This is a genomic window from Microthrixaceae bacterium (genome assembly GCA_023957975.1).
Taxonomy (GTDB): Bacteria; Actinomycetota; Acidimicrobiia; order Acidimicrobiales; family Microtrichaceae; genus JAMLGM01.
The window spans coordinates 112943-127515 of sequence record JAMLGM010000008.1; the positions used below are offsets into that span (position 1 = coordinate 112943).

The 14573-nt window shown below is 66.2% G+C and carries 16 protein-coding genes; 15 read left to right on the forward strand and 1 reads right to left on the reverse strand.

What is annotated here, in order from left to right; translation table 11 throughout:
• The first annotated feature begins 56 nt into the window (after positions 1 to 56).
• From M9952_12270 to M9952_12340, 15 genes are all read left to right on the forward strand, one after another.
• The gene (locus tag M9952_12270; GenBank protein MCO5313698.1) at positions 57 to 947 is read left to right on the forward strand and encodes a 1-acyl-sn-glycerol-3-phosphate acyltransferase; all 891 of its coding nucleotides are present in this window, start codon (positions 57 to 59) and stop codon (positions 945 to 947) included.
• A gap of 78 nt (positions 948 to 1025) precedes the next feature.
• Complete coding sequence (gene thrS, locus M9952_12275) at positions 1026 to 3002, forward strand: threonine--tRNA ligase (protein ID MCO5313699.1); 1977 nt, start codon at positions 1026 to 1028, stop codon at positions 3000 to 3002.
• Positions 3003 to 3022: 20 nt separating this feature from the next.
• Positions 3023 to 3550 carry an HIT domain-containing protein gene (locus M9952_12280; GenBank protein ID MCO5313700.1) on the forward strand — a complete coding sequence of 176 codons (528 nt, stop codon included), beginning with the start codon at positions 3023 to 3025 and terminating at the stop codon, positions 3548 to 3550.
• A gap of 11 nt (positions 3551 to 3561) precedes the next feature.
• A complete protein-coding gene (locus M9952_12285; protein ID MCO5313701.1) occupies positions 3562 to 4200 on the forward strand; it encodes a hypothetical protein in 639 nt (212 codons plus the stop codon).
• A gap of 104 nt (positions 4201 to 4304) precedes the next feature.
• Complete coding sequence (locus tag M9952_12290; GenBank protein MCO5313702.1) at positions 4305 to 5021, forward strand: CDP-alcohol phosphatidyltransferase family protein; 717 nt, start codon at positions 4305 to 4307, stop codon at positions 5019 to 5021.
• Positions 5022 to 5096: 75 nt separating this feature from the next.
• On the forward strand, positions 5097 to 6032 hold the full coding sequence (locus M9952_12295) for a phosphatidylinositol mannoside acyltransferase (GenBank protein MCO5313703.1): 936 nt from the start codon (positions 5097 to 5099) through the stop codon (positions 6030 to 6032).
• A 2-nt stretch (positions 6033 to 6034) separates the two neighbouring features.
• A complete protein-coding gene (locus tag M9952_12300) occupies positions 6035 to 7156 on the forward strand; it encodes a glycosyltransferase family 4 protein (protein ID MCO5313704.1) in 1122 nt (373 codons plus the stop codon).
• 113 nt (positions 7157 to 7269) lie between these two features.
• Positions 7270 to 7824 carry a LemA family protein gene (locus M9952_12305; protein MCO5313705.1) on the forward strand — a complete coding sequence of 185 codons (555 nt, stop codon included), beginning with the start codon at positions 7270 to 7272 and terminating at the stop codon, positions 7822 to 7824.
• A 7-nt stretch (positions 7825 to 7831) separates the two neighbouring features.
• Positions 7832 to 8770 carry a hypothetical protein gene (locus M9952_12310; GenBank protein ID MCO5313706.1) on the forward strand — a complete coding sequence of 313 codons (939 nt, stop codon included), beginning with the start codon at positions 7832 to 7834 and terminating at the stop codon, positions 8768 to 8770.
• Positions 8767 to 9843 (forward strand): DUF3048 domain-containing protein, encoded by a 1077-nt coding sequence (locus tag M9952_12315; protein MCO5313707.1) that lies wholly within the window; start codon positions 8767 to 8769, stop codon positions 9841 to 9843. The genes M9952_12310 and M9952_12315 overlap by 4 nt, the downstream gene beginning before the upstream one ends.
• A 56-nt stretch (positions 9844 to 9899) precedes the next feature.
• The gene (gene pdxS, locus M9952_12320) at positions 9900 to 10799 is read left to right on the forward strand and encodes a pyridoxal 5'-phosphate synthase lyase subunit PdxS (protein MCO5313708.1); all 900 of its coding nucleotides are present in this window, start codon (positions 9900 to 9902) and stop codon (positions 10797 to 10799) included.
• A 57-nt stretch (positions 10800 to 10856) separates the two neighbouring features.
• Positions 10857 to 11417, forward strand: coding sequence for a pyridoxal 5'-phosphate synthase glutaminase subunit PdxT (gene pdxT, locus M9952_12325; protein MCO5313709.1), 561 nt, complete (start codon positions 10857 to 10859; stop codon positions 11415 to 11417).
• Between the two features lie 10 nt (positions 11418 to 11427).
• Positions 11428 to 12177, forward strand: coding sequence for a YebC/PmpR family DNA-binding transcriptional regulator (locus tag M9952_12330; protein ID MCO5313710.1), 750 nt, complete (start codon positions 11428 to 11430; stop codon positions 12175 to 12177).
• A gap of 4 nt (positions 12178 to 12181) precedes the next feature.
• Positions 12182 to 12760 carry a peroxiredoxin gene (locus tag M9952_12335; protein MCO5313711.1) on the forward strand — a complete coding sequence of 193 codons (579 nt, stop codon included), beginning with the start codon at positions 12182 to 12184 and terminating at the stop codon, positions 12758 to 12760.
• A 41-nt stretch (positions 12761 to 12801) separates the two neighbouring features.
• Positions 12802 to 13317: a GyrI-like domain-containing protein gene (locus M9952_12340; protein MCO5313712.1), complete on the forward strand. Its 516-nt coding sequence runs from the start codon at positions 12802 to 12804 to the stop codon at positions 13315 to 13317.
• Positions 13318 to 13368: 51 nt separating this feature from the next.
• Here M9952_12340 and M9952_12345 read toward each other — a convergent pair whose 3' ends face one another.
• Complete coding sequence (locus M9952_12345; GenBank protein ID MCO5313713.1) at positions 13369 to 14238, reverse strand: ABC transporter permease subunit; 870 nt, start codon at positions 14236 to 14238, stop codon at positions 13369 to 13371.
• Between the last annotated feature and the right edge of the window lie 335 nt (positions 14239 to 14573).

Sequence of the window (14573 nt, forward strand, 5' to 3'; positions counted from 1 at the left end):
CGTCAATTCGCGCCATCATGGGCCGACGACATTCCCAGGGACTGAAGGGAGGGGTGATGGATCAACAGGATGCGGGACGACTACAACCACTCTTTCGGGCGGTGCTCACCCCGGGATTCCGATTCCTCTGGCGGGTGCGCACCGAGGGGCTCGAGAACATCCCGGAACACGGACCGGCGATTCTCGCCCCGAACCACACCTCGGTGCTCGACAGCTTCTTCGTGCCGCTCGTGCTGAAGCGGCGCATGACCTATGTCGGCAAGGCGGAATACCTCGACGACTGGAAGACCAAGTGGCTCTTCCCGGCGATGGGGATGATCCCGATCGATCGTTCCGGCGGCGATGCCTCCAAGGGTGCGCTCGATGCCGCAGCCGGTGTGCTCGATCGCGGCGAACTGTTCGGCATCTACCCCGAGGGCACCCGCAGCCGCAGCGGCAAATTGCACAAGGGCCACACCGGAGTCGCCCGCCTGGCGTTGCGCTGCAAGGCGCCGATCATTCCGGTCGGCATCGTCGGAACCGTCGAGGTTCAGCCCCCGGACGCCAAGACCCCCAAGCCGTTTCGCGAAGTGACGATCCGGTTCGGCAAGCCGATCGACGTCACCCGGTACTGCGACCGGGCGAGTGACCGCATGGTGCTGCGCCAGATCACCGACGAGGTGATGTATTCCATCCGCGACATGTCGGGACAGGAGTACGTCGACACCTACGCCACCAAGCAAGCGGCCGGGGCGGCGAAGCCGGCGACCCCGACGCCTGCGACCACGCAACCGACCCCGATTATCGAGCTCGACCCGGTCATCGAGGTGAACGGCCCCGTCCTCGAACCCGCCGTCGGTAGCCAAGCCGCCATCGACGCCACGGGCAGCCGCTCGGGGGCCACGGCGCCGAAGTCGTCGGCCGAGGTGCTTCGCCAGAGCCGGCCACTCGTCGATCTGACGATCTGACGCCCACGGCCGCACCCGTCGGGAACCCCGGCCGTTACTCCACCGGGAGGGTGGTTGGCCGCCGGTAGGATTGGCGCCATGTCGAACATCACGATCACCCTGCCAGACGGATCCGAGCGCGAACTCCCCGAGGGCGCCACCGGAACCACGCTGGCCGGAGAGATCGGTCCGGGCCTCGCCAAGGCGGCCCTCGTGGTCGAGGTCGACGGCACCCCCGTCGACCTCGCGGCACCGTTGAGCGACGGGGTCGCGGTGCGGTTTCTCACCGATCGCGACCCCGACGTGCTCGAACACCTCCGCCACTCGACCGCGCATGTGTTGGCCCAGGCCGTGCTCGAGCTGTGGCCGGGTGCGACCTTCGCCGGTGGGCCGCCCATCGCAGACGGCTTCTACTACGACTTCGAGTTGCCGGACGGCGCAACCTTTTCCGACGCGGACCTCGATGCGATCGACGCGAAGATGCGCGAGATCATCGGTGCCGACCAACCGTTCGAACGCTTCGAGTTGCCGCTCGGCGAGGCGAAGAACCTCATGGCGGATCATCCCTACAAGCAGGCGTTCATGGATCTCGCCCAGTCGGGCGACGACTCCGATGGGGAGGTCGCCGGCGGTGAGACGATCAGCTTCTATCGCAACACGCCGGAATTCGTCGACATGTGCCGCGGCCCCCACGTGCCGTCGACGGGGCGGCTCGGCCACTTCAAGTTGATGCGGGTCGCCGGCGCCTATTTCCGCGGGTCGGAAAAGAACCCGATGCTGCAGCGCATCTACGGCACCGCGTGGGCGAACAAGAAGGAACTGGCCGCGCACCTGCATCGGCTCGAGGAGGCCGCCAAACGCGACCACCGCAAGCTCGGCGCCGAACTCGACCTGTTCAGCTTCCCCGAGGAGATCGGCTCGGGCCTCGCGGTGTTTCACCCCAAGGGCGGCATCATCCGCAAGCTGATGGAGGACTACAGCCGGGTCCGCCACGAGCAGGCCGGCTATGAGTTCGTGTACTCGCCACACATCACCAAGGGCGAACTATTTGAGCAGTCCGGCCACCTCGAGTGGTACGCCGATGGCATGTACCCGCCGATGACGCTCGACGACGAGCACGGTCACGGCGCCGAGTACTACCTCAAGCCGATGAACTGCCCGTTTCACATCTTGATCTACCGGTCGAAGATGCGGTCCTACCGCGATCTGCCGCTTCGCATGTTCGAATTCGGCACGGTGTATCGCTACGAGAAGTCCGGCGTCGTTCACGGACTGACCCGGGCGAGAGGATTCGCACAGGACGACGCGCACATCTTCACCACGAAAGACAAGATGGCCGCCGAGATCTCCTCGCTGCTCGACTTCGTGTTGGACCTGCTGCGCGATTACGGCCTCGACGACTTCTACCTCGAGTTGTCGACCAAGCCCGAGGAGAAGGCGATCGGGTCGGACGCCGAATGGGAGGAGGCCACCGAGGCGCTGCGGGTGGCGGCCGCGTCGAAGGACCTCGAACTCGTCCTCGACCCTGGAGGCGGCGCGTTCTACGCCCCGAAGATCTCGGTGCAGGCGCGCGATGCGATCGGCCGGTCCTGGCAGATGTCGACCATCCAGGTCGACTTGATGCTGCCGCAGCGTTTCGGCCTCGAATACGTGGGCGCCGACGGGAACCGCCACCGTCCGGTGATGATTCACCGGGCCCTGTTCGGCTCGGTCGAGCGGTTCTTCGCCGTGTTGTTGGAACACTACGCCGGGGCGTTTCCGACCTGGTTGGCCCCGGTGCAGGTACGCATTCTGCCCGTCGCGGATGCTCACACCGACTATGCGTTTGAGGTGGCGGGCCTGCTCGGCGAGTCCGGGATCCGCGTCGACGTCGTCGGTGCGGACGAGACCCTCGGAAACCGGATCCGCAAGGCCAAGGGTGAAAAGCTCCCGTACGTCCTCGTCGTCGGCGACGACGATGTCGCGGCCCGCACGGTCGGCGTGAACGCTCGTGGGCGCGACGTCGAACGCGACGTCGCGGTCGACGAGTTCGCCCGACGCGTGCTCGACGAGGTCGCCGAACGGCGCAACGCGTAGGCCGCGCGGGATCTCACGACATGGCACTCGATCGACTCTGGGCGACGTGGCGTTCCAACTACGTCACCGGCATCGCCGACACCCGCTCCGAGGACCCCGCCGACGGGCGCACGCTGTTCGAACGGATCCTCGCAGCGCCGGGGTCGGATTCCGACAAGCACATCGTGGCGCGAGGCGAGCACTGCTTCGTGCTGCTCAACAAGTTCCCCTACACCTCCGGGCATCTGCTCGTTCTGCCCAATCGCGGTGAGCCACACCTCGAGGGGCTGAGCGCGAGGGAGCACCTGGAGTTGTGGAATCTGGTGACCGCCTCGGTGCAGGCCATCAAGGCAGCCTTTCGCTGCGACGGGGTGAACGTCGGGTTGAATCTCGGCGCCGCAGCCGGGGGGAGCCAGTCCGACCATTTGCACGTGCACTGCGTTCCACGCTGGACCGGTGATGCCAACTTCATGGGCGTGGCGGCGGAGACCCGCGTGCTACCGGTGTCGTTGGACGAGGCCTGCGACCGGTTGCGTGCCGCCTTCGTGTTGCCGAAGCGGGACGCGTAGGGTGGACCCTCGTGTCGAACGAAACCCCCTCGAAGCACTCGACCGACGATGACGTGGTCGCGGCAGCAGCCGGGTCGCTCGTGGAGCCTGTGGAGGTCGGCGAACGGGTAGAGGCGGCCGAGTCGGCTGAGGCGCTCGCGCCCTGCCTCGACGAGCGCGACATCGTCGACGAATTGCCCGACGACCTCAACGCGGAGGACTTCGAAAGCGACTACACGCTGCCGAACAACAACCGGCGTCGGATCCCCGCCGCGATCTACGGGGCGATGGCGCTGGGGTGCCTCGCGCTGTGGGTGGCGTTCGCCGATTCATCGCCCTACGTGAACGACGGGATGTTGTGGGTAGCGGTTGCGTTGGGTGTGTTCGCGATCTACGGGTTCGTCGCCGGGCGCACGTTGAACGTCGACGAAACCGAGGCGCTGATCACGGCGACGCGAACGGTCGGGTTTGCCGTGGGCCACGCCTCGGCGCAGATGGTGTGGCGAGGCTGGCTCAGTCGGCCGGTGTGGCGACTGCTCGTGTATTCGAGCGAGAACCCCCCGAAGAAGCGGGGCATCGTGATCGTCGATGCTGTGGACGGCGGGGTCGTCGAGTGGTTCGCCGAGGACAATCCAGAAGACTGGGCTCAGCCCGGAGCCTCAGGTATTTGACGATTTCCACCGATGTGAGTGTTCACATCGTTACGATTTCCCACAGCGGAACGCTATGCTGACTATAGTTAGCGAGACGGTGAACTGCTGTTAAAGGAGAGAGCATGCTCGACGGACGGTTCCGAGGCACGATCGAGACCTGGACGCGACCCATTGGACGCAGCGTCAAGAACACCGGGATCACCGCAGACCAGGTCACCTTCGCCGGCCTCTTCATGTCGGTGGCGGCGGCGGTGACCATCGGCGCCGGTCACCTCGGCTGGGGCGTCGTGCTCCTCGCACTCACCGGAATCCCAGACACCCTCGACGGCGCCGTGGCGAAGGCCTCGGGCACGGCGAGCCAACGTGGGGCCTTCTTCGATTCGACGTGTGACCGCGTGACCGACGCGCTGCTGTTCGGCGGTGTCGCGTGGTACCTCATGGACAACCCCGCCTATCACCCACGGGCCGCCATGTTGGCCTTCGCTGCGCTCGGAAGCGCGATGTTGCCCTCGTACATCCGCGCCAAGGCCGACGCCCTCGGCCTCGACGCCAAGGGCGGACTCGTCGAACGCGCCGAACGTTTCATCCTGCTCGGCGTCGGGCTCGTGATCGAACCACTGTTGGTGCCCGTACTCGTTGCGCTGACCGTGTTGAACATGGCGACCGCGCTGCAGCGTTTCGTCAAGGTTTGGAAGGTCGCCGACAAGCCGCAGATCCAACCCCGCGCCACCCGCACGCGCCGCAAGGCCCGCGCCGCAGCGAAGACTCCGGCGTCGGTGCGCTGGGAGGCACGCCGTGCGGCCGCCCGCTCCCGCGCCGAGGCTCGACGCGGCAGCTGAGTTCGCTCCGCCGGAGTCGAGGTAGTCAAACGGACCGGCAGGGTCGCACCTGTCGGTAGTCGATAGCATCACGCCATGCTTTCCCGATTGAAGGGCCCCGCTGCGTTTCGCGCGTACCAACTCGGCGAAGTCGTGTCGCGCAACGCGCCGCGGGCGCTGGTCGACCCGTCGCTTCAGTTGGCGGCACGGCTGGCGACGGTACGCGGTGGCGACAAACGCTGGGTGATCGAGCGCAACCTGCGGCGCATCTATGGCCGCGACCTGACCCGCAACGAACTCAACACGCGGGTGCAGGCCACCTACGAGAGCTACGCGCGGTACTACTACGACTCGTTCCGGCTCCCCGCCATGGACCTCGGTCAGGTCGCCGAAGGTTTCACCGTCGAGGGGATCGAACATCTCGAGGCGGCGATGGACAACGACCCCGTCGGCCCGATCCTCGCCCTGCCACACCTCGGCGGTTGGGAGTGGGCGGCGTTCTGGATCACCGGAATCCGCCAATGGAAACTCGCGGCGGTGGCCGAACGCCTCGAGCCCCCCGAGTTGTTCGAGTGGTTTCTCAAATTCCGCCAGTCGCTCGGCATGAACATCATCCCGCTCGGCCCCGACGCCGCCGACGAGGTGGTGGGCGCGATGTTGGACCGTCAGATCGTGTGTCTGTTGAGCGACCGCGACCTCACCGGAAGCGGCCCCGAGGTCGACTTCTTCGGGGAACGGACCTCGCTGCCCGCGGGACCGGCGGTGATGCACCTCAAGGGTGGGGCCACGGTGCTTCCGGTCGCCGTCTACTTCACCGAACAGGGGGTTCACGGCGTGGTCCGGCCCCCGGTCACGATCGAACGCGACCCCGACGCGGTCTCGATTCGCGGCGACGTGCAGCGGTTCATGCAGGTTCTCGCCGGCGAGCTCGAAACGCTGATCCGCCGCGCACCCGAGCAATGGCACCTTCTGCAGCCGAACTGGCCGAGCGATTTCGAACTCCTCGGCGCCCCGCGGCCGACGTTGAGCTGACCATGTACATCGGAATGGTCTGTCCCTACAGCCTGAGCGTCCCCGGCGGCGTTCAGGGTCAGGTGTTCGGTTTGGCGCGGGCGCTGCGAAGCCGCGGTCACGTGGTGCAGATCATCGCGCCGGCCGACGGGCCCACCACCGAGGGCGGGGTCATGGTCGTTGGGCAGTCGGTCATGAACGCCGCCAACGGCTCGGTTGCCCCCATCTCGCCGAACGCCCCGACTCAGATCCGCACGATGCGCATGCTGTGGGATGAGAACTTCGACGTGTTGCACCTGCACGAACCGCTCGTACCCGGACCGTCCGTGACCGCACTGTTGCTGAAGCCGGCCCCCGTGGTCGGCACCTTCCACGCCGCCGGAGACCAACCCGCGTACTCGTCGTTTTCCAGCCTCGCCCGGTGGGTCGGGGGTCGAATCGACGCCAAGGTGGCGGTGAGCGAGGAGGCCCGACGCCTCGCCGGCCAATCGATTCCGGAACCGTGGACCGTGTTGTTCAACGGGATCGAGATCGATCAGTTCGCCGGGGCCGACCCGTGGGACCGCCCCGACGAGGCGGGCGACGAAGGAAAGCCTGCGGTGTTCTTCCTCGGCCGTCACGAGGAACGCAAGGGCCTCGGGGTGCTGTTGGAGGCGTTGTCGGAGATGGACGACGACGTCGTGGTGTGGATCGCCGGGACGGGGCCCGAAACGCTTGCGCTCAAGGCGAAGTACCGCGACGACAAGCGGCTGCGGTGGCTTGGGCGAATCAGCAACGAGGAACGCAACCGTCGCCTCGCTGCGGCCGCGGCCTTCGTGGCCCCGTCGCTCGGTGGCGAGAGCTTCGGGGTGATTCTGCTGGAGGCGATGGCCGCCGGCGCTCCGGTGGTGTGCAGCGATATCACCGGATACGTGGGCGTTGCCGGCCCGCTCGACGGCGAGCCTGCTGCGGCGCGCATCACCCGGACCGGCGACAGTCGATCGCTCGCCGAGGGGCTCGCGGAGGTACTCCGCGACCGGTCGTTGGCCGAGGTGTTGCGCGAGCACGGGCGCCGGCGCGCCAACCGGTTTTCGATGGACCGCCTCGCCGAGGCCTACACCGTGTTGTACGAGGCGGTCATCGCCGAAGCGGCCATGCGGGCGTGATCCGAGGCCGCCAGTGGGCCTTGTTCGGTCGCTGACGACGGCACCCCCTGGGGTGGGTCGGGTTGCCTATCATGGGGCGGCGCGGCAACGAGTCGCCGGTCGAGGAGCCGTCCATGAAATGGGTTGTCATCGTTCTGATCATCCTCATCGTGTTGGTCGCGGTGTTGCTGATCGCCAATTACAACGGGCTGGTCGGGCTGCGAAACAAGATCGAGTCGGCGTACTCCCAGATCGACGTCCAACTGAATCGCCGGTACTCGTTGATCCCGAACCTGGTCGAGACGGTCAAGGGGTATGCGGCGCACGAGTCGGGGACGCTCGAAAAGGTGGTGCAGGCCAGAAACCTGGCGATGAACACCAACGGGATCGCGGACAAGGCCGAGGCCGAAAACGCCATCACCGGAGCGCTCAAGAGCGTGTTCGCGTTGAGTGAGGCGTACCCCGAGTTGAAGGCCAACACGAACTTTCAGCAGCTGCAGGCCGAGTTGAGTTCGACCGAGGACCGCATCGCGTATGCCCGGCAGTACTACAACGACAACGTGCGGGCCTACAACACCAAGATCGAAGCCTTTCCCTCGAACCTGATCGCCAACGCCTTCAAGTTCACCCAACGCGAATACTTCCAAGCCCAAGGCGACGCTCGCGGCGACGTCTCCGTCTCGTTCTGAAACGCTTATGACACCGAACTCCACCAAATCGACCACCGGAACCGCTGGGACCGCCGGGACCGCCGGAACGGATCGCGGCCAGCACCGATCATTGCTCGAACGCAGCGACCTCAATTCCAAGGCCATCGCGATGATCGCCCGACCGCATGCGATCGTGGCCGGTGTGGCGTCGTTCGTGGTGTCGGCGGTGGTGATCGGGTTCTTGATCTCGTGGCCCGTCGGGGTGATCGTCGGGCTGTTGATCGGCGGTGTCGCCGCCTGGGCGACCCTGAAGAAGGTGCCTGAGGGAGCGAAGGCAAAGGTGGACGCGGTCGTCGACTCCAGGCCGGCGACAGAGGACGACTATCCGCGTTACTACAACCTGATCGACGGGTTGACCCTCAACGTCGGCGCGCAACGCCCGGAGTTGCGAGTGGTCGACTCCAGCGGGTTGAACCTTGCGGTCTATGGGCCCGCCGATGCCGGTGTGGTCGTCGCTACGACAGGGTTACTCGAGCAACTCGAACGCATCGAGCTCGAGGGCGTGTTCGCGGCCGCGCTGGTGCGGCTGCGGGCCAACGATGCCGAACTGGCGATGCAACTCGCCGCCAACCGGTCATTCGGGCTGTTGGGCCTCGGCGTCGACGCGGCCGAACTGCCCGGCAAGACACGCGCCGCGGAGTCGTTGGTGCGGGTGCTGACCGAGGCATTTGGAACCCAACGCGAGTTCCTCGGAGACCTTGGCGCGGTCGACATCACGCGGTATCCCCCGGGCCTCGGCGCCGCGTTCGACAAGATGATCGAGCTGGGCACCCACGTTGCGAGCGCAACGTTGGGCACCGCGCACCTGTGGCTGGTCGATCCGCTGACCCCGATCGCCGGCGAACACAACGCCTACGAGGTCGTTCGGCTCCTGCGAACCCCGACCCCGATCGATCAGCGCTCGATGCTCATGGCAGAACTGTGAGCGGCGGAACTGCGAGCTGCCGGCTTCGAGCTGCGGCCGGCGCCCTCGCCGTCGTGTCGTTGGCCCTTGGATGTTCCAGCAAGGACGATCCGCCTCCCACGACAACGACCACCAGCACCACGACCACCACCACCACGACCACGACGACCACGGTCCCCGACCCGGTGGCGGTCGCTCCGCTGACCGGCGCGCCCGTCGACGAGGCGACCAACCAGTTCCTCCAACGTCCGGCGTTGGCCATCAAGATCGACAACGTCGCAGGAGCGATGCCGCAGTCGGGGCTGAACTCGGCCGACATCGTGTTCGAGATCAAGGTCGAGGGCCCGAGCCGACTGATGGCGGTGTTCCACACCCAGGATGCTGCAAATGTCGGTCCGACTCGCTCGGCCCGTTATTCCGATCCGCCGATCCTGGCCTTGCTCGGACGTCCGCTGTTTGGGTGGTCCGGGGCGAATGACGGCGTGACCAAGGACATGTACACCTCCGACTGGATCGTGAACGTGAACTGGGACAAGGTGAAGAACTCCGACTACTGGCGTTCCTCCGACCACAAGGCTCCGCACAACCTGTTCACCAGCACGGAGAAGCTGTTCGCGTACGCCGAGGCCGGGCAGGGTCCGCCGTTGCCCGTGTTTCAGTACCTCGCGGCGGGCGAGCAGCTCGCCACCGGCATTCCGGTGCCCGGGGTGACCCTGAGGGTCGGAGACACCACCTCGGCGTGGCGCTGGGACCCGGAGGCGGCCCAATGGCTTCGCTGGCAGGCCAAATCGGCTCACGTGACCTCCGATGGCGGACAGGTGAACGCCACCAACATCGTGGTGATGGAGATCGACTACAAGGGGGGTAAGAAGACGCCGACCGCCGAGGTCGTCGGCAGCGGGCGCGTGCAGGTGTTTGCCGACGGCAAGATCATCGAGGGGACTTGGAACCGCCCCAACCAGATCACCGGGATGACCCTGACGACCCTCGACGGCCAGCCGTTGAAGCTGTATCCGGGTCGCACCTGGGTCGAATTGACCGAAGGACACACGACCTCAGTGCTCGACGAGGCCGCCGCGGGTGCGTTGAAATAGCCCTCGCAGCGGTGCTGTTTTCGGGCGGCGGGCGAGGGGTCGCTAGGATTCGGGCCATGACAGAACATGACTCCCCGTCGTCGGTTCGCGGCACCGTGCGCGTCAAGCGCGGGCTCGCGGAGATGCTGAAGGGCGGCGTCATCATGGACGTGGTCAACGCCGAGGAGGCCAAGATCGCCGAAGACGCCGGAGCCTCGTCGGTCATGGCGCTCGAGCGGGTGCCCTCCGACATCCGACGCGACGGTGGAGTGGCGCGGATGAGCGACCCGCAGATGATCGAGGAGATCAAGGCGGCGGTCACGATTCCGGTGATGGCCAAGGCTCGGATCGGCCACTTCGCCGAGGCGCAGATCCTGCAGCACCTCGGTGTCGACTACATCGACGAGTCCGAGGTGCTCACCCCGGCCGATGAGGTGCACCACATCGACAAGTGGGCCTTTGAGGTGCCGTTCGTGTGCGGGGCCACCAACCTGGGCGAGGCACTTCGGCGCATTTCCGAAGGTGCGTGCATGATTCGCTCGAAGGGCGAGGCGGGCACGGGCAACATCGTCGAGGCGGTGCGCCACCTGCGTCAGATCCTCGGCGACATTCGAAAGATCACCCAGGCCGATGAGGCCGAGCAGTTCGAGTGGGCGAAGCAGTTGCGTGCGCCCCTCGGGCTCGTGCAGGAGATCCACGACACCGGCAAGTTGCCGGTGCCGATGTTCTGTGCGGGTGGCATCGCGACCCCGGCGGATGCGTCGTTGGTCATGCAACTCGGTGCCGAGGCGGTGTTCGTCGGTTCCGGCATCTTCAAGTCGGAGAACCCGTCGCTCATGGCTCAGGCCATCGTCGAGGCGACGACCAATTACGCCGACCCTGAAATCCTCACCAAGGTCTCACGCGGTCTCGGCAAGTCGATGCCCGGTCTCGAAATCGGTGGGCTCGAGACCACGTTCGCCGATCGGGGCTGGTAGCCCATCGCCACGACCCAGTCGCCGGACCACCGACACGGTTCCGGTCCTCGGATCGGCGTGTTGGCGGTCCAGGGGGCGTTTGCAGCGCACCGCGAGGTGTTCCGGCGCCTCGGCGTCGATACCGTCGAGGTTCGCCAGGTTCGCCATCTCGAAGGCATCGACGGGCTCGTGTTGCCCGGGGGTGAGTCGACCACGATGTCGAAGCTGACGATCTCGCTCGGGATCTTCGACGCCATCGCCGAGCGGCTCGCCGACGGGATGGCGGCGTTCGGGACCTGTGCCGGGGCGATCCTTTTGTCGCACCACATCGCGGATGGCCGAGCGGACCAACGCTGCTTCAGCGGCCTCGACATCGACGTGCGGCGCAATGGTTACGGTCGACAGATCGACTCCTTCGAGACCGACCTGGCCATCCGCGGGTTCGAAGACCCGTTCCACGCCACGTTCATCCGGGCCCCCGTGATCGAGCGCTGCGGGGAGGGGGTCGAGGTGCTTGCGAGCGCTCGCGACCAGCCCGTCGTGGTTCGCCAAGGTCGCGTCATTGCAACGACTTTTCATCCAGAACTTGGTGAAGATGACCGTCTGCACCGCTATTTTCTGTCCGTACTCGGCGAGTAGGAGAACTGCCATGTCAGGCCATTCCAAGTGGGCAACCATCAAGCACAAGAAGGGCGCAGCGGACAAGGCGAGAGGTAAGCAGTTCGCAAAGCTCATCAAGCAGGTTGAAGTGGCGGCTCGACAGGGCGGCGGCGACGTCGATTCCAACCCGACGTTGCGCACCATGTTCCAGAAGGCCCGGGCGGCCTCGGTGCCGCTCGACACGATCGAACGCGCCGTCAAGCGCGGCACCGGCGAACTTGAGGGCGTCGATTACCAAGAGGTGTCCTATGAGGGGTACGCCCCCGGCGGGGTGGCGGTGTACGTCGAAGCGCTGACCGACAACCGAAATCGGACCGGACCCGAAATTCGTACGACGTTTTCGAAGAACGGTGGGTCGATTGCCGAGCCGGGTGCGGTGTCGTGGCAGTTCGAACGCAAGGGGCTCATCGTCATCGACGGATCCGCGGACGAGGAGGAGCTGATGCTCGTTGCGCTCGAGGCCGGGGCCGAGGACATCTCCCGCAACGGCGACGACTGGAACGTGGTGACGCCTCCGTCGGAGCTGCACACGGTGGGAACGGAGCTCGAGGCGGGTGGGTTTGCTCCGAAGTCGAGCGACCTGACGATGCTGCCGTCGTCCACGATCACCATCGATACGTTGTCGGCCGCCCAGGCCGTGTTGAAGGTGATCGAGGCGCTCGACGACCACGACGATGTGCAGGAGGTCTACTCCAACTTCGATATTTCCGAGGAAATCCTCGCCGAGTTGGCGGGGTGATCCCGTGAGCACGTCACGGTCGGGGCACGCTGGGGAGCCTGGAGCGCCCGGGGAGCCCGGCGGTTCGGGGGAGCCCGGCGTCTCGGGGGAGCCGGGGGAGTTGCGCGTCGGCGAAGCCGCTCCGCCGTTCTCGCTGGAGGGCATCGACGGGCGCACCGGGGATCTCGGCGAGTGGTCGCTGTCGGACTTCGAAGGAGCTCCGCTGGTGTTGGCGTTCTACCCGGCGGATGACACACCGGTGTGTACCGCGCAGCTCAAGAGCTATACCGAACACGTCGGTCTGCTGGCGGAGTCGGGCGCGGCACTCGTGGCGATTTCGCCGCAGGACCCGCAGAGCCACCGCCGATTCGCGGCGGCGCACGGGGGGTTCGCGTTTCCGCTCCTCAGCGATATCGACCGTAGCGTCGGTGCCGATTACGCGGTGTTGGGGTTGTTGGATCTGTATCGCCGCACCGTGGTGATCGTCGACGCCGAGGGTTGCATCGCCGCCATCCATCGCTCGATCGGTCCCGGTTCGGGGTATCAGCCGCTCGCCGAGATGCTCGATGCTCTGGCGAGTTCGGTTCGCACTGGGTCGCAGTGAGCCGCACTGAGTTGCACTGGGCCGCACTGAGTTGTTGTGGAATGATTGCGCGTATGGACGTGCTGAGCGAGAAGCGAATCATTGAGGTCGGCCGGGTTCATACAGCGGTCGTGAAAGGCACAGTCGCCTTTGCCGACATCACTTCGTTCTTCGACAGGGTGTTCACTGCCGTACCCGCCGCAATTCACGCTGCGGGGGTAGTGCCGGCGGGACCTGCCTTTGCCCGTTACAACTCACATCCCACCGACACCGTTGACATCGAGGCGGGTTTCGCCGTTTCAGAGCCTTACGAAGGGGCTTCGGAGGTCTCGGTTGGTGAGGACGGCGTTGTGGCTGGTGAGCTGCCGGCGGGTCGTGTCGCGACGGCAACGCTTCGGGGCGGATACGACCTCCTCTCCGCTGCGTGGCCCGAGATGATCGGCTGGGTCATGTCGCAGGGTGAGCACCCGGGTGAGGTGTCGTGGGAGGTGTACGTCACGGAACCGACCCCCGATGCCGACCCGGCAGCGATGATCACCGAGTTGTATTGCACCCTTCTGGAGCGGTCGAGTACTTGAGCGGTCGAGTTCTTGAAAGGTCGAGTGCGGGCGAGGCGGCTACCGGGGGTGTTATGCCTCGTTGGCGACCCCGAGGAGGCGTGCCCGCGTGACCGAACGTACGCCGCGGGTGAGGCTCACAACCGCGAACGCCCAGGCGATGGCCCCGACCCAGATGCCGGCGTTGGTCTGCCCGAACACCGCCCCGGATGACTGCCCGTAGGCGATACCGATCAACGGCAGGCTGATGAGGCCGGAGGCCTGTTGGGCTGCAGCGGTCGATCGAACCGTCGCCGAGAGCCGAAGCACCAGCGACAAGGTCAGCGCGAGGAACGGGGGGATGATCCACAGCACCATGACCCACCATTGGGCCGTGGGGAAGAACCAGCCTCCGACGGCGGGACCGGCGATCGTGTTGACCAGCACCGAGTAACACCCGAATCCCACCAGGGTGGTGAGGTAGCCCGGAACAAAGCTGGCGATGAGCTTGCCGAGGTAGATTTCGCGGGCCGAGGCGGGGGAGTGGGCGAGGAATTCGCCCGTGCCTCGCTCTCGTTCGCCGACGATGGTGGCGGCGCCGACCGCGGTGGAGATCGTGATCGGCACGATGACCGCCACGGGGGCGAACAGGAACACCGACAGCGCGTAGAGGGTTTGGCCGCCCTCGTCGATGCGCGAGATCTGCGCCTGCGCCGACTTCGGCAGCACCCGCAGCGACTGGGAGACCTGAGTGACGACCTCGGTGTCACCCCACGACGACACGGTGAGTAACAGGATCGCGGGCAGCACGATGAAGAACAATGAGCCCAGCAGCGCCATCGGGATCCAGTAGTCCTTGGCGCCGGCGAGCTGTTTGAGTTCAGTGCGGGCGACGACCCACATTCGGTGGCCGCTGAATCTCGGCCGAGTGATCGGTGTAGTCGTCATGTTGGTCGCGGTCATCGTCGACCTCCTTGGGAGGCAGAGCCGGCCAGGGCATTGGCATGGGCACGGGCGGGGTTGGCGGCGTGAGCGGGTGCTGCGGTGGGGGCTGCGGTGGGGGCTGCGGGGCGGCCGAAACGGTCCTGCCCGCGGCCGCTGCGGACGGCGAAGTAGAGCTGTTCGAGAGTGGGAACCACCGGCTCGACCCGCGTGAGCTGAACCCCGTCGGCGACGAGCGAGGAGACGATGGCCGGGATGCGGCCGATGTCGTCGAGCTGTACCCGGGCGAGGTCGGCACGGTCGTATCCGACGACGCCAGGCCAGGTGGCGATTCGGTCGAGTTGGTCGGGTGCGAC